This window comes from Streptomyces massasporeus (assembly GCF_014648995.1).
In the GTDB taxonomy this organism is placed as follows: Bacteria; Actinomycetota; Actinomycetes; order Streptomycetales; family Streptomycetaceae; genus Streptomyces; species Streptomyces massasporeus.
In genome coordinates, this window is the sequence record NZ_BMSE01000009.1 from 50769 (window position 1) to 73873 (window position 23105).

The window sequence follows — 23105 nt, forward strand, 5'->3', positions numbered from 1 at the left end:
GCGGGCGGCGGGCCCGCGCGATACCGACGGGGCTCGTGCGGGAGGCCGTGCGGCGGCTCAGGCCTTCGCTTCGGCCAGGGCGGCGTGGTCCGGCTCCGGTGCGCTGCTCCTGGTGGGGCGGCGGCCCAGCCAGAGGTGTCCGGTGAGGGCGAGGGCGGACAGGGCGGCACCGGCCAGGCCGATGACGACGAAGGCCCAGCGGGGGCCGGCCGAGTCCTGGACCGCGCCGGACAGGGCGGGTCCGACGCTGTTGCCGACGGTGAGGGCGGCGCTGTAGCAACCCATGACGACGCCGCGGGAGCCTTCCGGGGCGAGGGCGCTGGCCGCGCTGCCGGTGGAGGCGAACGCGGGCGAGCACAGGGCCGCCGGGAGCACCATGGCGAGGCAGAGCAGCCGCCAGTCGCCGGTCGCGAAGCCGCCGACGACGGTGGTGAGGCCGACCAGCCCGGCGATGACGGCGAAGCCGGGCGGGCGCTTGATGGTGCCGTAGACGAGGGCGCCGATCAGCGAGCAGAACCCGCAGACGGTCAGGACCAGGCCGGAGAACTCCATCTGGCCCGCGTGGCGCAGTCCGCCGACGATGGCCGTCTCGTACCCGGCGGTGGCCAGGGTGGTGGCGGTGGTCGCCATGAGGACGGGCACCAGGGCGGGCGTGAACCACTGCCGGAACGTCGGCTTCGGAGGCTGGGTGCCGGTGGCGGACGGGGACGTGGTCGCCTTCACCGCCGGGTCGAGCACGGCGAGTCCGAGCCCCGCGAGGCTGATGATGACGCCGAGTCCGCGCATGGAGGCCGTGCTGGAGACGGCGGTGGCGACGGTGACGCCGAGGGCGGGGCCCACCATGTACGAGATGTTGGAGGTCATGGCGTCCAGGGCGAAGGCCGCGTTGCGGTCCTCGTCGGGGATCGCCACCGCCAGCCGCAGCCGCACCAGGGCGAAGCCGGGCAGGTTGAGCAGCCCGACCGCGAGCGCGCCGGCGATCAGCCCCTCGTAGGGCAGCAGCGGGCCCAGGCCCCAGAACAGCACCTGGGCGGCGACCGAGGCCAGCAGCACCGGGCGGGCTCCGTGGCGGTCCATCATGCGGCCCTGGAGGGGGCCGCCGATGCCCACGCCGACCGTCCAGGCCGTGATGACCAGTCCGGCGGCGCCGAACCCGCGGTCCAGGCCGAGGACCACCGCGAGGTTCAGGACGACGGGGATCGCCACCACGGCGATCTTGGAGAACAGGCCCAGGAGCATCAGCGATCCGATGCCCTGGTGGGCCAGCACCTTGCGATACGTTTTCATGTTCATGTCACTGAACCGGTTCCGTCGGGTCGGGCGCGGCGGCCCCCACGGCCCGCGCGATCTGCGCCAGGAGCGCCTCGTCGGTGAACCGGTGCCGCCGCCACAACGAGGCGAGCTTGCCGGGCAGTTCCGGCCGGTCCTCGAGTGCGCAGGTGAGGATGATGTTGGGGTGCCGCACCCCGTCGATGGTGAGGGTCTGGGTGCGGACGACGTCCAGCTCGCGCGTGGCGTCCCGGACGAACTCCGGTGTGGGGTCGTGGATCGGGAACTGCAGGCACACCTGCCGGACGGGTGCCACGGCCGGCACCCCGGGCGCGGGCCAGCTGCCGTCCAGGATCGACAGCAGGCAGTCGTAGGTGTTGAAGCCGGACGCGGCGATGCAGGGGGTGGTGGTGCCGGTGACCCGGGGGTTGATCTCCAGGATCTTGTAACGCCCGTCCTGGTAGATCATGTCGATCCCGATGGCGCCCTCCAGGTCCAGCGCGCGGCACAGCGCCTGGAGCTTCTCGGCGACGGGCGCGAACGCCTCGTCGTGCCCGGGGCGCGGGGCGGCGTAGCGCAGCCGGCCGAAGTTGAAGACCGGTCCGGCCTCGGCCGGGCCCTGCCACACCCGGGGCTGCACCACGTAGGAACCGCGGGCGCCCACGACTTCCACCGAGCAGATCTCCCCGGAGACGCACTGCTCCAGAATGAAATTGCCGTCGTGCGGCCGGGCCAGATGGTCCTGCAGTTCGCTCTCGTCGGATATCGCCACCATGCCGACGCCCATGCAGTCCCACAACGGCTTGCTGATCAACGGATATCCGAGGTCGGACGCCTGCATCAGAATGGAGTCGACATAGGCGGGGATCCGCAGTCCGCGGCCGGCCAGCACATCGCTGTCGACGAGGATGCCGCCGGGTAGGTCGAAGCCGTGGTCCCGCAGCAGGCCCTTCGTCTCCCACTTGTTGGAGCCGACGTGCACGGCCGCCAGGCTGTGACCGACCATGGGGATGCCGACGGGCTCCAGGATCCGCTTCACCACCGCGTCACGCAGGGCGTTCTCGTCCGCGATGGACAGCGACACCACGCCGTCGGCGGACCAGTCGATCACCTTCTTGGCGAGCTCCGCCGGCGAGATGTCACCGGGCAGTTTCTCCGCCGTACCCGGAAAGTCGTCCGGTCCGCAATCGCCGTCCGTGTAAAAGAGTTTGGCTTCTATTCCCTCCCGTTCGAACCTCGACTCAAGACTTGTGAGATAAGGCTTGGTCTGCTGAATCTCGATGGATCGCAGGAAAGCGATTCGGCGCATTCTTCACCCTTTCGGGGGGCCATGGCCGCACAGCCATGCCGATTCGTGCAGCGCGATACGAGGATTCTGGCAGCGTTCCCGCGCCGAGCAGAGAGATAATCGGTGGCCCAAGGTGGCCTGACCGGAAGAGGAAGCCGACGATGGAGCGTTCGGGAACACAGCAGCGGGAGCCGGAACCGGTGCTCCGGCAGGGCTCGCTGCTGCTCTACGAGTGGGCCCTGCGCCACGGCACGCTCCGCGACCCCGGCGAGGCTGCCCGGGAACTGGGGCTCTCCGAAGGGGAGTTGAGCATAGCCCTCGACGACCTGGCACGGCACGGTCTGCTCCAGCGGCTCGGTGACGATCTCGCATGGACCCCGGTGGACCCCACCGTCGCGGAGGTGACCGCGCGGGCCCCGCTGGAACGCGAGATACGCGAACGGCAGCGGGAGTTGACCCGGCTGCACACCCGGCTGAGGCCGCTTGCCGCGCTGTTCGCCGAGCACTCCCGCAGCGGGCGCAGGACCGACCGGCTCCGGCAGGTGGACAGCCCCGCCGAGGTGCGGCGGGAGCTGTCGGCGATGACCCGGCTGTGCATGGAGGAGATGGTCAGCATCCAGCCCGGCGGCGGCCGCAGCCCGAACACGCTGCACGGGATCGTCGCCGAGAGCGTCGGGATGCTGGAGCGGGGGGTGCGGGTGCGCACGCTCTACCAGCACACGGCCCGGGCGAGCCTCACGACGCAGACCTACGTCCGTGCCGTGTCGGCGGCGGGCGCGCAGATCCGCACCACCGCCGAGGTGTTCGACCGGGTCATCATCTTCGACCGGGAGACCGCGTTCGTTCCGCAGCCCCGGGTCGAGGGACGTCCGCCGGGCGCGTCGATCGTCACCGACCCGACCGTCGTGGGGTTCCTGTACCGGATGTTCGAGACGCTGTGGCGGTCCGGGCGGCCGTTCGACCTCGACGAGGTGCACGGCGGACGGCTCACCGAGCAGGGCGAGACCGCCCAGGACCGGCTGGCCTCCGACGATCTGAAACTGGCCATCCTGCGGCTGATGGCGGCCGGCCTCAAGGACGACGTGATCGCCCGCCGCCTCGGCATGGCCCCCCGCACCCTGCGCCGTCACCTGCGGGACATCACCGACGAACTCGACGCGGAGAGCAGGTTCCAGGCCGGATACCGCGCCTGGCGCCTGGGACTGCCCCTGGAGGACGGGGCCGGCGAGGGGGAGCCCGAGGACCGGGCGGTGGACGGGTAGGCCTGACCGGAAGTCGCCCCCGCCCGCGGAAATATTGCCCGGGTATTACGCTGCGCGATTGTCTGCACGCGGACAGATGGGAAAGGGTTACACTCTCGCGGGTTTGCGACTACCGACCTCACTCCGGGGGAGTTGGCGATGAGTCCAGCAAAGTCCGTGGTCCCGATACCCAGCACCAAAGCCCGCTCGACCTATGTCGAGTTGCTCCGCAAGGAATGGCACGGGCAGTCGGGCAGCAGTACCGAACCGGTCCGCCGGGAGGACTGCGACCTCGACGAGGGCACGCTCGGCGAGCTGTTGGCGATGGGCATGGTCAGTCAGGATCCGGCCGCACCCGAGCAGGTGTCCGTCGTCGACCCCGGCGTGGTGGAGGCCCGGCTCGGGGCCCTGCTGCGGTCCACGGCCCTGACCATGCTGGACGAGGCCCGCAGCCTGACCGACCTGTTGCAGCCCCTGATCGCCGAGTCGCGCAAGGGCCCGCGCCCGCAGGACGGCGAGCCCATCGTCCGTATCGAGGGCAAGGCCGCGATCAGCGCGATCGTCAACGAGTCGGTGCAGCAGGCGACCAAGGAGCTGTTCACCGCGCAGCCCGGCGGCGGGCGGCCCAAGGACACTCTGGAGAAGGTGCGGATGCAGACGGCCGAGCTGCTCGGCCGCGGTGTGGAGGTCCGCACGCTGTACCAGCACACGGCCTGGCACGACAGCCCGACCCGGCAGTACGTGGCCGACATGACCGCGCTCGGCGCCCAGGTGCGCACCATGGACGAGCTGTTCGACCGGCTGATCGTCATCGACCGCAGCGTGGCGTTCATCCCGGCCGACAACGAACGCGACCAGGCGGTGATCATCCGGGAGCCGGCCGTCGTACGGTTCCTCGTGGGCGTGTTCGAGCGCAACTGGCTGCGGGCGAAGCCGTTCGAGGGCTCCCGCACACCGAACGAGTCCAGCCACATCAGCGGGGTGCTGCGCGAGACCATCATCCGCTGCCTGATCAACGGCGACAGCGACACCGCGATCGCCAAGCGGATCGGGCTGAGCACCCGGGCCTACGCCACGCACCTCGCCAAGCTGAAGTCCGAGCTCAAGGCGGAGACCCGGTTCCAGCTCGGCTACCAGCTGGGCATGCTGGCGGCCCGTTCGGTCGCGGAACCGGGGGACATGGCCGGGCTGTGAGCCACGGCACGGAAGAGGGCCGCGAGCGGAGGGACGCTCGCGGCCTTCGGCACGTGAACAGGGCCGCGAGCGGGAGGAGACTCGCGGCCCTGCGGGGTGAGGCGTTTCGGTCAGACTGCGGTGGGCTCGGCCGGCTGCGGTTCCTTCGGCCGGATTTCGGCGGCCGGCTGCGGTTCCTTCGGCCGGATTTCGGCGGTCGGTTGCGGATCGTTCGGCCGGATTCCGGCGGTCGGTTGCGGATCGTTCGGTCCGTTCCCGGCGGCCGGCTGCGGTTCCTTCGGTGGGTCCCCGGCGGGCCCCTGAAGCTCTTCCGGTCGGTCCTCGCCGGCCGGCTGAGGCACCGGCTCCGGTACCTCCTCGCCCCAGCGGCGGCCCGCGGCGAGCAGGTGGTACCCGAGCAGCGTCACCACCGTGCCCAGCGCGATGCCGCCGACGGAGAAGTCGCCCAGAGTGACGGTGACCCCGCCGATGCCGAGGACCGAACCGGCCGCGATGGGCACCAGGTTGACCGGGTCCGAGAAGTCCACCCGCGCCTTGATCCAGATCTTGGCGCCGAGCAGCCCGATCATCCCGTAGAGCACCACCGTGATGCCGCCCAGTACCCCGCCGGGCGTGGCCGCGACGAGCGCGCCGAACTTGGGGCAGAGCCCGAAGGCCAGTGCCGCGCCCGCGGCCGCCCAGTACGCGGCGGTGGAGTAGACCCGGGTCGCCGCCATCACGCCGATGTTCTCCGCGTACGTCGTCGTGGGCGGGCCGCCGACCGCCGCCGAGACCGCGGTGGCCAGGCCGTCGCCGAGCACGGCACGGCCGAGCACCGGGTCGAGGTTCTCGCCGGTCATCTCGCCCACCGCCTTGACGTGCCCGGTGTTCTCCGCGATCAGCGCGATCACGCCCGGCAGCACGAGCAGCGCCGCGGAGACGCCGAAGGACGGGGAGTGCAGGGTGGGCAGCCCGAACCAGTCGGCGGAGGCGACCGAGTCCAGCTGCACGCGTGCGTGCGTGGTGACCTTGCCGTCCGGGCCGGGCGCGGTGATCGGGCCGGCCACCCGGTCCAGGACCCAGGACAGGACGTAGCCGAAGACGAGTCCGACGAACACGGCGAGCCGGCTCCAGAAGCCGCTCAGCAGCACGCCCGCCGCGATGACCACGCCCATGGTCGCGAGCGCCGTCCACTGGTCCTGCGGCCAGTAGATGTCCGCCACCACCGGGGCCAGGCTGAGGCCGATCAGCAGCACCACGGCACCGGCCACCACGGGCGGGAACGCCCGGTTGACCAGGCCCGGTCCCATGCGGTGGACGAGCAGGCCGACGACCGCGAGGACCAGGCCCGCGACCACGATCGCGCCCGTGACCTGGGCCGTGCTGCCGCCCGCCGCGCGGATCGCGGCGACCCCACCGACGAACGACGCGCTGGTGCCCAGATAGCTCGGCACCCGGCCCTGCACGACGAGCAGGAACAGCACGGTCGCGACGCCGGACATCATGATGGCGAGGTTCGGGTCGAGGCCCATCACCACGGGGAAGACGAACGTGGCGCCGAACATCGCCACCACGTGCTGGGCGCCCAGGCCCAGGGTGCGGGGCCAGGAGAGGCGCTCGTGCGGCAGCACGGCCGCTCCGGGCCGGGGCGCCCGGCCGTCGCCGTGCAGCCGCCATCCCACGCCCAGCCTTCTTCGCGCCGGACCTTCCGTGTCCTTCATGGGATCTCTCCGGTTTTCGGTCATGCCGCACGACGACGGCCACGAACTGGTGTACGAATCAAAGGGAGTGGGCCGCCGTCGACCGTGTGCCGGTGCGGGGTGGGCTCAGGCCTCCACGTCGCAGTCGACCAGTGTCATGACGGCCTCGGCCCGCCGGTCGGCCTCCGCCGGAGCGTCCGCCGTGACGATCACATGGCCCACCCGGGTGTGGGTCGCCGCCGCCCCGCCGACCAGCTCGCCCGGGTCGATGTAGGAACGCGCGGCGGCCAGATGCGGGTTCAGCACGAGCCCCGTCAGGCCCCGGAAGGTGCCGTGCGCCGAGGTGTTGATGAAGCGCAGCGCGGCGGCGCCCGGGCGTACCGGCCGCGCCGTCGGCTCCTCGCCGAGCACGGCCTGGACGTACGCCTCGGCCAGGTCGATTCCGGTGGCGTGCTGGATCGCCTGCAGCACGGCCCCGTCCGGCGGGCCGGCGTCGATCTCGATGAGCACCGGGCCGTCCGGCGTCAGCTTGAGGTCGGTGTGCGCGATCCCGTCCCGCAGGCCGAGCGCCCGCAGACCCCGCAGCACGGTGCCGGCCGCCCGGGCCGCCGTCCGCTCGTCCAGGCCGTGCGGCACGGTGTACCCGGTCTCCTCACGCTCCCGGCCCTCGGTCGTGTACTTCCGGGTCAGCACCGAGTGGGTGCAGTTCCCCGAGTGCAGCACGCTCACCATGCTGTACTCCGGGCCCTCCAGGTACTCCTGGGCGAGGGCCACCGAGTCGTAGGCGAGGCCGTACGTCGGGTCCGAGGAGTGGTTCAGCGCCCGGCGGACGGCCGGCCGGAGCTCCCCGGGTCCGTCCATCACGCTCACCCCCACCGACCCGGTGTTCTCCACCGGTTTGACCACGACGGGGTAGTCGAGACCGGCCGCCGCCAGGCGCTGCTCGGCGGCCTCGAAGGAGACCAGGGCGACGGTGCGCGCACTGGGCACGCCGCCCCGCTGCAGCGCCTGCGCCATCTGCCACTTGTGACGACTGGCCGGAGCGAGGCTCACGGAGTGCCCCGGCGCGCCCAGCCGGACGGCGAGGGCCGCGGCCAGCGGGGAGAACTGCGCCCCGCTGACCGCCACCGCCTCGATGCCCTGCCGGGCGCAGTACTCGGCGAGTTGGTCGACGGCCTGGTCGGCGGAGCGGAAGTCCGTGAACACCACCCCGCCCAGCTCTCCGCGGATCTGCGGACGGCACCGCTCGTACAAGTCCCGGTGCGTGGCGGCGTGCACGCGCACGTCGAGGCGCCGCGCCGCCCGCACGATGCACTCGGCCGCCGTGTTCTCGACGCCGAGAAGCAGAGCTGCTCTGGCCACGTCATCTCACCTTGCTCTCACCGGTACCACCGCCGGGCGTCTCGCGGGCTCCACCGTCAACCGCCGTACGCCCTGCTGAACTTCCCGGTGATGTAGTCGCCGGAACGTACCGACGCGTGCCTGGGCGGGTTGTCCGGCCCGGTACAGGTGGGGATGCACTCGATCAGCGCATCGTAGGACGGCTGGTGGAAGAACGGCACCGAATAACGTTCCCTGTCGGCCAGTTCGCGCGGCGGGTTCACGACCCGGTGGACCGTGCTCACCCAGCGGTTGTTGGTCCAGATCGCCATCAGGTCGCCGATGTTGACCACGAACGAGCCCTCGATGTACGGGACGTCGAGCCAGTCGCCGTTCTTGTCCAGGACCTGGAGGCCGCCGGGGCCGTCGTCCTGGTACAGGATCGTCAGGCTGCCCCAGTCGCTGTGGATGCCCTTGCGCAGCTGGCCCGGGGCCGGCGCCACGGTCTGACGCGGGTAGTAGTTCGCCGTCAGATTCGTCATGTGCCGGTCGATCTTGTCCTCGAACCAGTCCTCGGGCAGGTCGAGGGCGAGCGCGAACAGCCGCATGATGTCGCCGGCCAGGACCTCCATGGCCCCGTAGTAGGACCGGTAGGCCTCGGCGAAGCCGGGCAGCGCGGGCCAGTGGTTCGGGGTGGCCAGTGCCGGGTCGGCGTCGGCCGGGAGGCGGTCCTTGCCGTCCGGCTCACCGAGCCGGTTGATCGTGAAGGTCTCGGAGACGTCGGGCAGGCTGCGCTCGCGCTCCACCTCGGCGTCCGTGTTGGAGGCGGCGAGGCTCCCCTTGCGGCCGAAGCCGCGCATCAGCGGGTCCTCCGGGACCGCCAGCAGCTTCGCCTTCTCCTCGGCGGGCAGCGCGAAGAACTCGCGGGTGGCCCGGTACATCTCCCGGATGGCGTCCTGCGGCACCCCGTGACCGACGATCACGAGAAACCCGCTGGTGCGGCAGACCTCGTCGATCACGGCGCCGAGCCGGCGGTCCGCCGCGGCCGACGACCGCGCCGAACTCAGGTCGATCACCGGGACGTAGCCCTCGACCACGGTCACCTCGGCGGTCCGGCCGACCGCGCTCTCAGCATTCAGTAGCGACATCGCTCCTACTCTCGATTTCAGCCCTGGCGAGGGGGTTTCGGTCAGCCCCAGCGCGGCGGCGGGGGCTCCCAGTCCCGCACGAGGCGGAGGAATTCGGCGGCGTCCGCGACGGGCGCGAGGGTGCCGAGCTCCTCCTCGCGCAGGAAGCCGCTGAGGGACATGCGGCAGGTCATGCGCAGCAGCCGGTCCCAGTAGCCCTCGACGTTCAGCAGCGTGACGGGCTTCTGGTGGGTGCCGAGCACCAGCCAGGCCCACACCTCGAGGATCTCCTCGGCGGTGCCCACCCCGCCCGGCAGCGCGATGAACGCGTCCGCGAGGTCGGCCATGAGCTGCTTGCGCTGGTGCATGGTGTCGACGACGTGCAGTTCGGTCAGGCCGCGGTGGGCGACCTCGGCGTCGACGAGATGGGTCGGCATGACGCCGGTGACCCGGCCGCCGGCCGCCAGCGCGGAGTCGGCGACCACACCCATGAGGCCCGCCGCTCCGCCGCCGTAGACGATCTCGTGGCCCGCGGCGACCATCTCCTTGGCGAACACGGCCGCCGCTTCCCGGTAGACCGGCCGGTTACCCAGGGCCGATCCCGCGTAGACGGTGATACGCATGGCAGGGACCCCCTCCGGGTCAGGGGCTGACCCGGCCGAACTTCTCGAACGCCTCGTGGGTCAGCGGCATCAGACGGGCGAACTGCTCCTCCATCTGCTCGGCCACGACCTCGATCTCGCGCTGCGGGTGCGAGACGTAGGCGGCGTCGGCGCGGTTGGTGCGCAGGCCCAGGAAGTGCATCAGGGAACGGGCGTTGCAGGTCGCGTAGACGGTGGAGTACGTCGCCACCGGCAGGACCACGCGGGCCAGTTCGCGGGCGATGCCGGCGTCGAGCATCCGCTGGTACTCGCGGAACGCGGCGCGGTAGGCCTCACTGGTGGCGGTGCTCACCAGGTCGTAGTCCTGCTCGTCGCCCGGCACGTACTGGTAGTGGCCCGGCTTGCCGATCTGCTTCAGGGCGCGCTCGCGGTCCGGTACGTAAAACACGCTCTTCAGGTCCTTGTAACGCGCACTTTCCTCGTTGAAGGACCACATTCGGTGCCGCATCATGTGCCGGATCGTGAAAATCGGCGCGTGCACCAGGAAAGTCATGGAGTTGTGCTCGAAAGGGCTGCCGTGGCGGCTGCGCATGAGATATCGGATGAGGCCGCCTATGTAATCGTCGCCGCGCTCCTCGCGGTGCGCCTCCTCGCCGGCCGTGGACACGCGCGCCGCACGGACGACGCCGAGGTCGGACGCGGTGTGATCGACGAGCTCGACGGTGATCTCGCTGCGCAGTTCGATCTCGGGGGTGAAGACGGTGCTCTCGTCGGGGGCGGTCTCGATCGCCGGGCTGATCGTCATTGCGTTTCCCTCCGTTGACCTGGCTTGATGTCGGCTGGCTGAAGTTGTGCGGGTCAGTCCCAGCCGTGGTCGTCGGGCGTCTCGCCCGCGACGACCGTCGTGGCGGCGGGGGTACCGGCCGGGCCGGCGACCGCGGGGACGGCGGGGGCGGCGAGGAAACCGGCGGCGGCGACGGCGGTCAGGGTGCGCAGACCACGGGCGCGGGTGGCGGCCAGGTGAAGGGAGATCGTGCGGAGCATTTCGTTCCTCTTTCTCGTCCGGTGTTTTGAGCGGCTCCCCCGCTCGCAATGTCCATTCTTCGGTCGCGAGTGCTCCGCAATAAGGTCACACTTGTGCAGTGCGTAGGTGGGAATCCCCTGCAGGTACCTTCCGGCATATGCGAAGAGCCCCGTCGCCGGCGGCTGAAAACCGCTCCCTGGCGACGGGGCAACTTCGTTGAATGCAACGCCTATCGGTCGAGTCCGCAGACCACCCTTCCGGGGCCGGCGGGGGCGGCGACCTGCTCGCCGCGTTCCCGGTCGTGGATCTCGCGCACGGCCACGGTCGCCGTCACCACGGCGGCCCGGGCCGCGCCCAGCACGTCACGGGCGGAGGCCAGATCGCGCTCGGGCAGCCGCACCACGACGTCCGTGGCGCACTCGATGAGATGCAGCGCGGCCCGGGCGAGCGAGTCGTCGCAGGGGTAGCTCTGCTCCACGGCACTGCGGGCGCCCTGCAGCAGGGCGGCCGCGCTGAGGGTCTGCTGGGACGTGTCCAACTCGGTTCTCATACGGGCCTTCCTAGAAGTCGTTCGTACGGGGCTGGACGCAGAAGCAGAACGACTGTGCTGGCGCATACAGGGCGCCCGGAAGGGTCATAGCCGTGCAGTGCAGGGTTGTGCAGGGCGGCGGTGCGCGCGAAGCCGGCCCTGAAGCTCATCGACGACTCGGACGGCGACCACGAACGCCACATCGTCCTGCCGACGCACGTGATCCCCCGGGGGACGACGGCTCCGGTGGCCGCGAGGACGACGACGGATGCCGCCGCGGCAGCGGCCCGGGACGATCAGTCCGCGAGTTCGGCGAGCGAGTAGAACCCGATCGGGGAGTTCGGCCGGAACCCGATCCGCGGGTAGACGGGCGCACCGGCGGCGGTCGCGTGCAGCGTCGCCCGGGTCAGTCCGGTCGCCCGGGCCCCCTCGTGCAGCGCCTTTCGGGTCACGGCCTCCCCGTACCCGTGCCGCTCCCACGCCGGATCGGTGGCGACGAGCACGACGAAGAGCCGTCCGTCCGCCTCGACGGTGGCGGCGCACGTCACCGGGACCCCGTCCCGCAGACCGAGATACGCGAACACGCCGCTCTTCCACAACGCGGACCCGGCGAGCCCGTCCCGCCCGTCCTCCGCCGGGAACCCGTAGGCACGCGCGTTGATGTCCGCGTAGGCCGCGAGGAGTTCGTCGTCGGTCACGCGCACGAAGGTCAGCTCGGGATGGGCCGGCTCGGGGATCGGCAGCAGATCGCCCGCCATGCCGGTGCCGGGAAAGGCGTAGGCGAGCCCCGCCTCCTCGGCGGCCTCACCGAGCGCGGCGCGCGCCGGGTCGTCGAGCAGGTCCTCGAAGACCCACAGGAACCCGGGGCGGGACTTCGACCGCATGATCCCGGCGGCCTCGTTCAGCCGCTGCTTCAGCAACCCGGCGTCCGCGCCGACGTCCGTCAGGGTCAGACAGTTCCAGAAGGCGAACCGGCAGTCCGCCCACCGCACGGCGATCCCCGGCAGATCCCGCACGTCGGCCCGCGGCTCCCGGTCGAGCACCATGATCCGCCAGACCGTGGCGAGTTGCTCCACCGATTCGATCGAGTCCGCGAGATCACGCACGGGGGTCCCCCTGGGGTCATGGTCACCGGCTGCGTACCGGTACTGCCCAAGACGGGCGCGGCTCATCCCCTCACCGGGGTGGGGAGGCCGGCCCGTCTCCCGGATACCGGCGTGATCCGTGGCGTGCGCCTTGCGTGGAGCGCCGTGAAAGACCTGCCTGGTGTGCCGGCTGCGGTGGGCGCAGCTACCGGGTGTGCCCCGGGCCGGCCCAGTGGAACGGGCTGCGAGGGTCGTCCTGGTCCGAGGAGAGCAGCGTGATCTCGATGGCGAGGGCGCCGAGCCCCTCTTCCTCGCCGGCGAGTTGACGCCGGAGCCGGGCGCGAGGGTAAGCAGGTCGACCGCCGTCGACTGCGGGCCCACGCCGGGCTGCGGCAGGCCCGCGGTTGGCGCCTCAGCGAATACATCAATCCGGTACATGGACTACTCTTGGTACATGTCCATGAAGCGCACCAACGTCTACGCCGACCCCGAGGACCTGGCCATCATCAAGGAGGCCGCCAAGCGCCGAGGTATAAGCGAGGCCGAGATCATCCGCCAGGGCATCCACCTTGCAGCCATGGCGAACAGGGTCTGGGACGAGCCGCTGTTCTCACGCACCTTCGAGGGGCCGGGGCAAACGTTGTCCAAGTCGGAGGTCCGTGACACGGTCACCGAGGCCGTCCGGCGTGAGACCGGCTCGGGTTCCGGATCCGCCGCGTGATCATTGTCATCGCCGATACGTCCGGCCTTCTGGCAGCCCTGGACTCGGCTCATCCGGAACACCGGGCGGCGAACGAGGCGATCATGGCCGCCGGCCTGCTGGTCATGTCCCCGCTCCTACTGGCCGAACTTGATCACGTGGCGACGCGTGAGCTCGGCAGGGAGGCCGCCTCCAGCGCGGTCGACGACCTGCGGCGCTGGATGGGCCGGGGGCGTGTCGTCATGCCGGAGGTCACGGAGGACCACTTGGGCGCCGCCCAGTCCGTCCGTGTCCGATACCGTGCGCTGGACCTCGACCTCGCCGACGCGGTGAACGTGGCGCTTGCCGCCGACTACGACACGGATGCGATCCTGACTCTCGACCGACGAGACTTCCGGGCCGTGCGCCCGTTGGGCCGCTTCAAGGCGTTCCGGGTGCTCCCCGACGACCTTCCCCTGTGACGCAAGCTCCTCGGCGGTCAAGTGCACGTTCCCACACAGGACTTGTGTGCCGCCCACGACGAAGCAGGTGCCGGGCCAGGTCCGGGCCGTCGATGCCCTAGGGGAAGCCGGGAAAGTCTGGACCTCGGTCGTCGTGGTCAGCGCGCCGCCCACGAAGATCGCACCGCCGAACACAAGTGGCTTGAGTTCGGCGCGGCCTGTGTAGAGGGCGGTGTGTATCCGGCGGGGCCGGAGCCGATGACGATGACCTCGCGTATGCCGGTCTCGGTCACTGAGGTCACGAAGCGAGCTCACCGTCCCTTCGATCATCTGCCTGTGCCAGGGGCCGGAGGGTGATGGGAGCGTCGTGCGGCGAGACGTTCACACAGACAGGCCGATCGTCAGGCCGCGGCCGGCGCGATGGTCAGCAGCTTGCCCATCGCGGCCAGTACGGACGGCTCCACCCGGTAGTAGACCCAGGTGCCGCGCCGCTCGGAGGTCAGCAGGCCGGCGTCCTTGAGCTTCTTCAGGTGATGGGACACGGTCGGCTGGGAGACGCCGACATCGGAGATGTCGCACACGCACGCCTCGCCGCCCTCGTGTGAGGCCACGGCCGAGAACAGTCGCAGTCGTACCGGGTCTCCCAGGGCCTTGAACATCCGCGCGGCCGTCTCGGCCTCCTCCGCGGTGAACGGGCGCTCGGTGAGGGGCGGGCAGCACGGCGCCACGGTCTCGGAGACCTCGGGCTCCAGCAGCGGCAGCACCTTCGTATTCGACATGCATCTATGTTGACATACGTCGAACCAAGTCGACGAGGGTCGGGGTGGTCTCCTTTCGGCCGGGCGGCCCTCTCCTCCGCTCCTTCAATTCGATGAATGTCTATGTTGACGGTCATCGAAGCAAGTGCCATGCTGGCATCACAAGCCATCGACGAATGTCGAAGCAAAGGGGAATCCCGTGGCCAACAACGGCGTGCTCGCCGCTGATCAGCTGCCCGTCGTGGTCGTCGGAGCGGGCCCGGTCGGCCTGGCCACGGCAGCCCGTCTCGTCGAGCGCGGCATCGAACCGCTGGTCCTGGAGGCCGGACCGTCCGCCGGCACCGCCGTGCGCGGCTGGGCGCACGTGCGCCTGTTCTCCCCCTGGTCGGAGATCACCGACCAGGCCGCCGAGAAGCTGCTCGCCCCGACCGGCTGGACCCGCCCGGACGGCTCCGCGTACCCGACCGGCGGTGACTGGGCCGAGAACTACCTCCAGCCTCTCGCCGACGTCCTCGCCGGCAGGATCCGCTACGGGGCGACCGCGATCGGCGTCGCCCGCGCCGGACGCGACCGCACCGTCGACTCGGGACGCGACGAGCAGCCCTTCACCGTGCACATCGCCCTGGCCGACGGCCGCGAGGAACGGATCAGCGCCCGCGCGGTCGTCGACGCCTCCGGCACCTGGTCCACCCCGAGCCCGATGGGTGCCGACGGCCTTCCCGCCCTCGGCGAGAAGTCCGCGGCAGACCGCATCTCCTACCGCGTCCCCGACCTGAGCGACCCGGCCGTGCGCGGCCGGTACGCGGGCAGGCGCACCGCCGTGGTCGGCTCCGGCGCCTCCGCCTTCACCGCCCTCGCCGCTCTCGCGGACCTGGCCGAGGACGAGCCGGGCACCCACGCGGTGTGGATCCTGCGCCGCGGCATCACCGGCTCCACCTTCGGCGGCGGCGAGGCCGACCAACTGCCCGCACGCGGCGCCCTGGGCCTGCGCGCCAAGGCCGCCGTCGAGGCCGGCCACGCCGGTACGGCGACCGGATTCCGCACCCGGGCCGTGGAGCGCGACGGCGACCGGCTCGTCCTCGTGGACGACGACGGCCGCCGCCTCGACCCGGTCGACGAGGTCATCGTCCTGACCGGCTTCCGCCCGGACCTGTCCTTCCTCTCCGAGGTCCGCCTCGGCCTCGACGAACGCCTCCAGGCCCCGACCGCGCTCGCCCCGCTCATCGACCCCAACGTCCACTCCTGCGGCACGGTCTACCCGCACGGCGTGAACGAGCTGTCCCACCCCGAGCAGGGCGTCTACCTCGTGGGCATGAAGTCCTACGGCCGCGCCCCGACGTTCCTCGCGATGACCGGCTACGAGCAGGTCCGCTCCGTCACCGCGGCCATCGCCGGAGACCGAGAGGCCGCCGAACGCGTCGAACTGACCCTGCCGGAAACCGGAGTGTGCGGTGGCGCGGGCCTGTTCGACGAGCCGGAGAACGCCGAGCAGGACGCCGCCGGATGCTGCTCGACCACCGGCGCCCCCCGGATCGAGACCGGCATCGGCACCCCGGCCGCCGGCTCCGGCGGCTGCTGAACACTCCGCAACCAGAGAGGTCCGCCATGTCCCGCGTACAGCTCGCCCTTCGCGTCCCCGACCTGGCCGCGTCGGTCGCCTTCTACAGCAGACTGTTCGGCACCGAGCCCGCCAAGCTCCGCGACGGCTACGCCAACTTCGCCATCGCCGAGCCCCCGCTCAAGCTCGTCCTCATCGAGGGCGCGGCGGGAGAGGCGACCCGCATGGACCACCTCGGCGTCGAGGTCGAGAACACCGATGCCGTCCGGGCGGCGACAACCCGCCTGAGCGACGCCGGTCTGACCACCGACGTGGAGAACGACACCACCTGCTGCTACGCCCTCCAGGACAAGGTCTGGGTCCACGGCCCCGGCCGGGAACCCTGGGAGGTCTACGTGGTCAAGGCGGACGCGGCGTCCCTGGCCAAGCAGCGGGGAAGCACGTGTTGCGACAGCTCGGCCGATCGCTCCGACAGCTCCGCCGATAGCCGAGCCGAGAGCCCCGGTGATCCGGTCGCGACGCGCGGCTGTTGCTGAGCCGCTCCGGCGATGCGCGAGCGGGACGGCGGTGGGATCAGCTCAGGGCCACACCAGACAGTACGGCCGATGCCCCGCCTCGTGCAGCCGGTGCGACTTCCCTGCCGATCGGTGGGAGCTGCGCCGCCGTGTGGCTGGAGCCGGCGTCTGTCTGGCCGCCGGGCCTGTGCAGGGGCTTTAGGGTCGAGTCGGCATGTGGGCCGGACGGCAGGGACGAAGGTGAGGCGGAGCGCGTGATCCGGGTAGTGGTGGTGGACGACGAGGCTCCACGCTCCACCCCGGCCTGGACCGCTCATGGATCCAGCAAGCGGCTCAATGCCCTGGATGTGCCCCGGCCGCTTGACGACCCCTTCCCGGCACGCAAAAGGGCGAGGCCCGAAGACCCCGCCCGACTCCTACGAAACCCCAGCTCAGGGCCACACCAAGCAATAAGGCTGATGCCCCGCCTCATGCAACCGATGTGAGAAGTCCTGCCACTCGTGCAGCAGTTGGTACACGTTGAACGCGTCCCGGGGGCCGCCCCGGTCCGGGACCGTCGACCAGATGAAGGCCGCCGCGCCCACCGCCTCCTCGCCGATGCCGCGCAGGGGGTCGACGACCGTCATGGGGAGTTTCACCACGGCGTAGTCGGGGTGCAGGACGACCAGTTCCAGGGGCGGGACCTTGTGCAGAGGGACGCCTTCGATGCCTGTGAGGACCATGGCCGCCATGGTCTCCGGCTTGATCTTCGTGAACATGCCGTTCATGCCGAGCTCATCGCCGCCGAGCTCCTCGGGGCGCATCGAGATCGGGACGCGGGCCGCGGTCGCGCCGTCGGGCGCACCGAAGTACTTGTACGTCACCCCCACCCGACCACCATTCCCGCTGCCCCCGGCCCGAAGATCGTCCACCTGGCGTTCAGTACGTCCGGCGGCCCGCTCCGGTTCACTCGGCCGATCCTGTGTCTGACGCGGTTCCTGAGCGTCCTCCGCCTCGCGCCGGTGCCTTCCCCGCCGGGCACGTCGAGGACCCAGGTCATCAGTCCCCTCGCCCAGTCCGCCACCGCGATGCATATCTCCACCCGACTGCTTTTCCAGAACGCGTCGCCCCCGCCGCGCAACCCGATCATCGTGTCAGTGACCTCCCCCACGGCCGCCCGCCGAAACGTGCGCTGAAACATCTGCCCGCAGGATCTCCGCAGCCTCCGACCACCCCGGGCCGTTTGAGCTGTGTGTATCAGGGACCAGTCTCGCAGACGACGGCGACCTGGGGGCCGGTTGTCCCACGCCCCGCCCGCGCACGCCCCTGGCCTACCCTGAACAGGTCACTGGCACCCGGAGCCCGACAGCGTCGGAGAAGGTCGGAGAAGTCGCAGGTCATGAGTGAACTGGCATATCCGTATGAAGCACCGGCCTCGCAGGCTCTGTTCGACCGCGCGGCGGCCGTCACGCCCGGCGGCGTGAACTCACCGGTGCGGGCCTTCCGAGCCGTCGGCGGCACGCCGCGGTTCATGGTGTCCGGCACCGGTCCCTATCTGACGGACGCGGACGGGCGGGAGTACGTCGACCTCGTCTGCTCCTGGGGGCCCATGATCCTCGGGCACTCCCACCCCGAGGTCATCGCCGCCGTGCAGGACGCCGTCTCGCGCGGCACGTCCTTCGGCACGCCCGGTGAGGGCGAGGTCGCGCTCGCGGAGGAGATGGTCGCGCGGGTCGCGCCGCTGGAGCAGGTGCGGCTGGTGTCCAGCGGCACTGAGGCGACCATGTCCGCGATCCGGCTCGCCCGCGGCTTCACCCGGCGCACCAAGGTGATCAAGTTCGCCGGGTGCTACCACGGTCACGTCGACTCGCTGCTCGCCGCGGCAGGCAGCGGCGTCGCCACCTTCGCGCTGCCCGACACCCCGGGCGTCACCGGCGCGCAGGCCGGCGACACGATCGTCCTGCCGTACAACGACCTCGACGCCGTCCGCGAGGCCTTCCGGGCGCACCCCGGCGAGATCGCCTGTGTGATCACCGAGGCCTCCCCGGGCAACATGGGCGTCGTCCCGCCCGCAGACGGGTTCAACCAGGGCCTGAAGGACATCTGCTCCGAGAACGGCGCGCTCTACGTCTCCGACGAGGTCATGACCGGCTTCCGGACCAGCCGCGCCGGCTGGTTCGGGGTCGACGGCGTCGTCCCCGACCTGATGACCTTCGGCAAGGTCATGGGCGGCGGCTTCCCCGCGGCGGCCTTCGGCGGACGGGCGGACGTGATGGCCCACCTCGCCCCGGCCGGGCCCGTCTACCAGGCCGGCACCCTCTCCGGTAATCCCGTCGCCACCGCGGCCGGCCTCGCCCAGCTGCGGCTTCTCGACGACGCCGCGTACGCCAAGGTCGACGCCGTCTCGAAGGAGATCCAGGGGCTCGTCACCGGGGCCCTGACCAAGGAGGGTGTCGCGCACCGGTTGCAGACCGCCTCCAACATGTTCTCGGTGTTCTTCACCGACCGGCCGGTGCGGAACTACGAGGACGCCAAGACGCAGGAGTCCTTCCGCTTCACCGCGTTCTTCCACTCGCTGCTCGCCGACGGCGTCTACCTGCCGCCGTCCTCCTTCGAGTCCTGGTTCGTGTCCACCGCGCACGACGAGCGGGCCGTGCAGCGGATCGCCGACGCCCTTCCGGCGGCGGCCCGGGCGGCTGCGGAGGCGACGGCATGAGCGACCAGCGGAACGACAGCGCCGAGGACATCACCGTCGTCCACCTCATGCGGCACGGCGAGGTCGCCAACCCGGACGGCATCCTCTACGGCCGCCTCCCCGGCTACCACCTCTCCGACCTGGGCCGGCGCATGGCCGACCGGGTCGCCGAGCACCTGTCCGGCCGCGATGTGACGCACGTCGTCGCCTCGCCGCTGGAGCGGGCGCAGGAGACGGCCGAGCCGATCGCCAAGGCGCACGGGCTCGGTCTCGCCACGGACGAGCGGCTGATCGAGGCCGACAACATCTTCCAGGGCAAGACGTTCGGCGTCGGGGACGGGGCGCTGCGCAAGCCCGGCAACTGGAAGCACCTGGTCAACCCGTTCCGGCCGTCCTGGGGCGAGCCGTACGTGGACCAGGTCGTCCGCATGATGAGCGCGCTGGGCGCGGCGAAGGACAAGGCCCGGGGGCACGAGGCGGTCGTGGTCAGCCATCAGCTGCCCATCTGGATCGTCCGGTCGTACGTCGAGCGCCGCCGCCTCTGGCACGACCCGCGCAAGCGCCAGTGCACGCTCGCCTCGCTGACGACCTTCACGTACCAGGGCGACCGGATCGTCTCCGTCGGCTACACCGAGCCGGCCCGCGACCTGGTCCCGGCCCACCTCCTCGCCGGTGCGAAGCCGGTGAAGGGCCAGGCGAAGGCCTTCGGGGCGTAGGCGCGGTACGCGTCAACAGGGTGTGGACAAGCGCGCCTGCCCGGGCGGAACCCGGGGCAGCCGGGCACCCCGCCCCTCGGGGGACGCCCGTGACCCGGGCGGGGACGCCGCTGCGGGCGCAGGCTCTCGGCGTCGGCACCCGGGAGAGGGGAGCGGGGGCGGTGAGTCGAGTGCGAGCGGGCGCACCCGCGGCGCGGTGCGCCTGAACGGGCGCCGCAGAGGCGCCGCGCCCGGGCGGAACCCCGGCGTGGCGTCCCCCGTCTTCGCCCCAGGGGCGCCATTGAGCCGCCAGGATGCGGGTGCGAAGCGCAGCGGCGCCGCCGGCGCCCCGGGGCGTCCGCCCGCCCTGGCGGACGCATGAACCCACGGTCGGCCCGGCGACCGCTCCCGCCGCCCCCGCGACGGGCAGCGCACGCGGCGTCTTCGACAGGCGCGCACGCCCCTCTCTTCGCCCCCTTCTGATCGCTTACGACCGCTTCGTTACGGAATCTGCGCAATTAAGCGGAACCTCCCCGCTCTTCACGTCCTCTGACTGGGTGACCAGCACGACGTGACGAATCGGGGATGCCATGCGCGCTCTCTCCCGCAGGGGAATGCTCGGACTCGGCGCGGGAGCCGCCGCCGCCGTCTCACTCGCCGGATGCGGCGGTCTCACGGGCTCGGACGAATCCGGCCACGCCGACGGTTCCGGCGGCGACTCCGCGCAGGGCGGAGCGAAGGCGAAGCCCGAGCCCACCGCCCGCCCCATCGGCGATGGCTCCACCGCCCACACCGGCAAGCAGCCCCACCAGCCCGCGAAGCCCGAGCCGCTGGAGCCGGGTCAGACCCCGCCGCAGTTCGTCGTGTTCTCCTGGGACGGCGCCGGCGAGGTCGGCAACGGTCTCTTCCCGCGCTTCCTGGACCTCGCCAAGGAACACGGCGCGAGCATGACCTTCTTCCTGTCCGGGCTGTACCTGCTGCCCGAGTCGAAGAAGCGCCTCTACAACCCCCCGAACAACCCCCGCGGCGCCTCCGACATCGGCTACCTCACCGACGACCACGTCAAGGCGACCCTGAAGAACGTCCACCGCGCCTGGCTCGAGGGCCACGAGATCGGCACCCACTTCAACGGGCACTTCTGCGGCGAGGCCCACGGCTCGGTCAAGAACTGGACGCCCCGGCAGTGGCGCAGCGAGATCGACCAGGCCAAGGCCTTCGTGAAGGAGTGGCGCACCAACACCGGCTGGACGGACCTGCCGTCGCTGCCGTTCGACTACGACAAGGAACTCGTCGGCGGCCGTACGCCCTGCCTGCTCGGCCAGGACAACCTGCTGCCCACCGCCCGCGAGCTCGGCTGGCGCTACGACGCCTCCTCGCCCGGCGGCCTCCAGGTCTGGCCCGCCAAGCGCCAGGGCATATGGGACCTGCCCCTACAGCAGATACCTTTCCCCGGCCGCGGCTTCGAGGTCCTGTCGATGGACTACAACATGCTGGCCAACCAGTCCCTCGCCACCACGAAGGCCCCGGCCCACAACTACCCGGGCTGGCGGAAGCAGTCGGCGCAGGCGTACATCCAGGGATTCAAGCGGGCATACGAGACGAACCGGGCACCCTTCTTCATCGGTAACCACTTCGAGCAGTGGAACGGCGGCATCTACATGGACGCCGTCGAGGAGGCCTTCAAGCACATCGCGCGCGAGAAGGAGAAGGGCGCGGATGTGCGTCTCGTCTCCTTCCGGCAGTTCACCGACTGGCTGGACGCGCAGAAGCCCGAGGTGCTCGCCAAGCTCCGCACGCTCGGGGTCGGGCAGCAGCCGGCCGGTGGCTGGCGGGAGTTCACCGGTCAGGCCGCCACGCCCAGCGGAGAGGCCTCACGGAACGCCGCCTGAAATGCGGTTTTCCGCCCGCAAGGGGGGTGGGCGAGACCCCCAGAACGGGCATGCGAAACTTTTCACATGAGTGCCGACAGCGCCCCCCAGCGTTCGAACCGCACGACCCGTGCCACCGAGCGCACCCGCCGTGTCCGACGTAGCGCCGCCCTGACCGCCTCTCTCGCCGTGACCGCGCTGCTCGTCTCCGCGTGTGGCTCCGGCGGCACCTCCGGCGGGGGCGGCAACACCAACTTCGTCACCGGCACCGACGGCGTCGCCACGGCCGCGCAGGGCAAGCGCACCCCGGCCCCCGACCTGTCCGGCAAGACCATCGCCGGCAAGACCCTCGACGTCGCCGACTACAAGGGCAAGGTCGTCGTCCTCAACGTCTGGGGCTCCTGGTGCAACCCCTGCCGCGCCGAGGCCAAGTACTTCGCGAAGGTCTCCAAGGCGTACGCGGACAAGGGTGTGCAGTTCGTCGGCATCAACACCCGGGACACCTCCACCGGCGCGGCCCTCGCCTTCGAGAAGGACTGGGACATCACCTACCCCAGCCTCTATGACCCCACCGGCAAGCTGCTGCTGCGCTTCAAGAAGGGCACGCTCAACCCGCAGGCGATCCCCTCCACGCTCATCCTCGACCGGGACGGCAAGATCGCGGCCCGCTCGCTGTCCGCGCTCAGCGAGGAACGGCTGCTGAAGATGCTCAAGCCGGTCGTCGCCGAGAAGTGAGCGGAGTAACAGTGAGCGGAGTAGCGACGTGAGCGCGGTCACCACGCTCGCCGCGGTGGCGGACCCCAACGGCACGGTGCTCAACGGCGCCCTGCTGGTGGCCCTGCCGATCGCGCTGCTCGGCGGAGTCGTCTCCTTCTTCTCGCCCTGCGTCCTGCCGCTGGTGCCCGGTTACCTGTCCTATGTGACGGGCGTCGCGGGCACCGACCTCGCCGAGGCGCGGCGCGGCCGGATGGTCGCGGGCGCCTCCCTGTTCGTGGTCGGCTTCACCGCCGTCTTCGTCTCCGGCGGGGCGCTGTTCGGCTACTTCGGGCAGACGCTGCAGGAGCAGCAGGGCGTCCTGTCCAAGGTGCTCGGCGTCCTCATGATCCTCATGGGCGTCTTCTTCATGGGCCTGATGCCCTGGCTCACCCAGCGGGAGTTCCGCTTCCACCGGCGGCCCGTGGCCGGGCTGGCCGGCGCGCCCCTGCTCGGCGCGCTGTTCGGCATCGGCTGGACGCCCTGCATCGGCCCCACCCTCGCCTCCGTGCAGGCGCTCGCCATCGACCAGGCCAGCGCCGGACGCGGTGCCGTGCTGACCATCGCGTACTGTCTGGGCCTGGGCGTGCCGTTCGTGCTCGCCGCGGTCGCCTTCCGCAAGGCCCTCGGAGCCTTCGGCTGGATCAAGCGCCACTACGTCTGGGTGATGCGGGTCGGCGGCACCATGATGATCGTGACCGGTCTGCTGCTGCTGACCGGCGCGTGGGACCGCATCGTGCAGGAGATGCAGGTCTGGTCCGACGGCTTCACTGTGGGGATCTGATC

General features: G+C 71.1%; 24 protein-coding genes. 12 read left to right on the top strand and 12 right to left on the bottom strand.

All coding sequences use genetic code 11. The annotated features are described in order from the left end of the window. Positions 1–57: 57 nt before the first annotated feature. Positions 58–1293 carry an MFS transporter gene (locus IE153_RS20630; protein WP_189591354.1) on the bottom strand — a complete coding sequence of 412 codons (1236 nt, stop codon included), beginning with the start codon at positions 1291–1293 and terminating at the stop codon, positions 58–60. Position 1294: 1 nt separating this feature from the next. Beyond that, complete coding sequence (locus tag IE153_RS20635) at positions 1295–2578, bottom strand: ATP-grasp domain-containing protein (protein WP_189591356.1); 1284 nt, start codon at positions 2576–2578, stop codon at positions 1295–1297. 140 nt (positions 2579–2718) lie between these two features. On the opposite strand from IE153_RS20635, the gene IE153_RS20640 reads away from it, so the two are divergent. Continuing rightward, complete coding sequence (locus IE153_RS20640; protein ID WP_189591357.1) at positions 2719–3819, top strand: helix-turn-helix transcriptional regulator; 1101 nt, start codon at positions 2719–2721, stop codon at positions 3817–3819. Positions 3820–3957: 138 nt separating this feature from the next. Further along, positions 3958–4992, top strand: a complete 1035-nt coding sequence (locus IE153_RS20645) for a LuxR family transcriptional regulator (protein WP_189591359.1) — start codon at positions 3958–3960, stop codon at positions 4990–4992. A 110-nt stretch (positions 4993–5102) separates the two neighbouring features. On the opposite strand, the gene IE153_RS20650 is transcribed toward IE153_RS20645, so the two are convergent. The 7 genes from IE153_RS20650 to IE153_RS20680 all read right to left on the bottom strand — a co-directional run bounded on the left by IE153_RS20650 (position 5103) and on the right by IE153_RS20680 (position 11294). Next, entirely contained in the window at positions 5103–6692 is a 1590-nt protein-coding gene (locus IE153_RS20650; RefSeq protein WP_229829075.1) for a uracil-xanthine permease family protein, read from the bottom strand. A 105-nt stretch (positions 6693–6797) separates the two neighbouring features. Beyond that, the gene (locus tag IE153_RS20655; RefSeq protein WP_189591361.1) at positions 6798–8033 is read right to left on the bottom strand and encodes an ATP-grasp domain-containing protein; all 1236 of its coding nucleotides are present in this window, start codon (positions 8031–8033) and stop codon (positions 6798–6800) included. Between the two features lie 56 nt (positions 8034–8089). Then, the gene (locus tag IE153_RS20660; RefSeq protein WP_229829076.1) at positions 8090–9139 is read right to left on the bottom strand and encodes an isopenicillin N synthase family dioxygenase; all 1050 of its coding nucleotides are present in this window, start codon (positions 9137–9139) and stop codon (positions 8090–8092) included. Positions 9140–9180: 41 nt separating this feature from the next. Beyond that, positions 9181–9741 carry an LOG family protein gene (locus tag IE153_RS20665; RefSeq protein ID WP_031102743.1) on the bottom strand — a complete coding sequence of 187 codons (561 nt, stop codon included), beginning with the start codon at positions 9739–9741 and terminating at the stop codon, positions 9181–9183. A gap of 19 nt (positions 9742–9760) precedes the next feature. Beyond that, the gene (gene thyX / locus IE153_RS20670) at positions 9761–10525 is read right to left on the bottom strand and encodes an FAD-dependent thymidylate synthase (protein WP_031102742.1); all 765 of its coding nucleotides are present in this window, start codon (positions 10523–10525) and stop codon (positions 9761–9763) included. A gap of 53 nt (positions 10526–10578) precedes the next feature. Continuing rightward, positions 10579–10764 carry a hypothetical protein gene (locus IE153_RS20675; protein ID WP_189591363.1) on the bottom strand — a complete coding sequence of 62 codons (186 nt, stop codon included), beginning with the start codon at positions 10762–10764 and terminating at the stop codon, positions 10579–10581. 209 nt (positions 10765–10973) lie between these two features. After that, positions 10974–11294: a hypothetical protein gene (locus tag IE153_RS20680; RefSeq protein WP_229829077.1), complete on the bottom strand. Its 321-nt coding sequence runs from the start codon at positions 11292–11294 to the stop codon at positions 10974–10976. A gap of 120 nt (positions 11295–11414) precedes the next feature. Between IE153_RS20680 and IE153_RS20685 the strand changes: the two genes are divergently transcribed. Continuing rightward, positions 11415–11597, top strand: a complete 183-nt coding sequence (locus tag IE153_RS20685) for a hypothetical protein (RefSeq protein ID WP_189591547.1) — start codon at positions 11415–11417, stop codon at positions 11595–11597. On the opposite strand, the gene IE153_RS20690 is transcribed toward IE153_RS20685, so the two are convergent. Beyond that, the gene (locus tag IE153_RS20690) at positions 11570–12379 is read right to left on the bottom strand and encodes a GNAT family N-acetyltransferase (RefSeq protein WP_189591365.1); all 810 of its coding nucleotides are present in this window, start codon (positions 12377–12379) and stop codon (positions 11570–11572) included. The genes IE153_RS20685 and IE153_RS20690 overlap by 28 nt on opposite strands. Before the next feature lie 433 nt (positions 12380–12812). Between IE153_RS20690 and IE153_RS20695 the strand changes: the two genes are divergently transcribed. After that, on the top strand, positions 12813–13079 hold the full coding sequence (locus tag IE153_RS20695; protein WP_189591367.1) for a ribbon-helix-helix domain-containing protein: 267 nt from the start codon (positions 12813–12815) through the stop codon (positions 13077–13079). Further along, the gene (locus IE153_RS20700) at positions 13076–13519 is read left to right on the top strand and encodes a PIN domain-containing protein (protein WP_189591372.1); all 444 of its coding nucleotides are present in this window, start codon (positions 13076–13078) and stop codon (positions 13517–13519) included. The genes IE153_RS20695 and IE153_RS20700 overlap by 4 nt, the downstream gene beginning before the upstream one ends. 380 nt (positions 13520–13899) lie before the next feature. Here IE153_RS20700 and IE153_RS20705 read toward each other — a convergent pair whose 3' ends face one another. After that, entirely contained in the window at positions 13900–14277 is a 378-nt protein-coding gene (locus tag IE153_RS20705; RefSeq protein ID WP_189591373.1) for an ArsR/SmtB family transcription factor, read from the bottom strand. A gap of 178 nt (positions 14278–14455) precedes the next feature. On the opposite strand from IE153_RS20705, the gene IE153_RS20710 reads away from it, so the two are divergent. Then, positions 14456–15835: an NAD(P)-binding domain-containing protein gene (locus IE153_RS20710; protein ID WP_229829078.1), complete on the top strand. Its 1380-nt coding sequence runs from the start codon at positions 14456–14458 to the stop codon at positions 15833–15835. 26 nt (positions 15836–15861) lie between these two features. Then, positions 15862–16350: an ArsI/CadI family heavy metal resistance metalloenzyme gene (locus IE153_RS20715; protein ID WP_189591374.1), complete on the top strand. Its 489-nt coding sequence runs from the start codon at positions 15862–15864 to the stop codon at positions 16348–16350. 410 nt (positions 16351–16760) lie between these two features. On the opposite strand, the gene IE153_RS20720 is transcribed toward IE153_RS20715, so the two are convergent. Next, positions 16761–17198 carry a hypothetical protein gene (locus tag IE153_RS20720; RefSeq protein ID WP_003974483.1) on the bottom strand — a complete coding sequence of 146 codons (438 nt, stop codon included), beginning with the start codon at positions 17196–17198 and terminating at the stop codon, positions 16761–16763. A 509-nt stretch (positions 17199–17707) separates the two neighbouring features. Here IE153_RS20720 and hemL point away from each other — a divergent pair. The 5 genes from hemL (at position 17708) to IE153_RS20745 (ending at position 23103) form a co-directional block, all read left to right on the top strand. Beyond that, a complete protein-coding gene (gene hemL / locus IE153_RS20725) occupies positions 17708–19024 on the top strand; it encodes a glutamate-1-semialdehyde 2,1-aminomutase (protein WP_189591375.1) in 1317 nt (438 codons plus the stop codon). Further along, positions 19021–19719, top strand: a complete 699-nt coding sequence (locus tag IE153_RS20730) for a histidine phosphatase family protein (protein WP_184909350.1) — start codon at positions 19021–19023, stop codon at positions 19717–19719. The genes hemL and IE153_RS20730 overlap by 4 nt, the downstream gene beginning before the upstream one ends. A gap of 569 nt (positions 19720–20288) precedes the next feature. Beyond that, entirely contained in the window at positions 20289–21587 is a 1299-nt protein-coding gene (locus IE153_RS20735) for a polysaccharide deacetylase family protein (RefSeq protein WP_189591376.1), read from the top strand. A gap of 66 nt (positions 21588–21653) precedes the next feature. Further along, positions 21654–22301 (top strand): TlpA family protein disulfide reductase, encoded by a 648-nt coding sequence (locus IE153_RS20740; RefSeq protein ID WP_189591377.1) that lies wholly within the window; start codon positions 21654–21656, stop codon positions 22299–22301. Positions 22302–22329: 28 nt separating this feature from the next. Then, a complete protein-coding gene (locus tag IE153_RS20745) occupies positions 22330–23103 on the top strand; it encodes a cytochrome c biogenesis CcdA family protein (RefSeq protein ID WP_189591378.1) in 774 nt (257 codons plus the stop codon). Positions 23104–23105 lie beyond the last annotated feature (2 nt).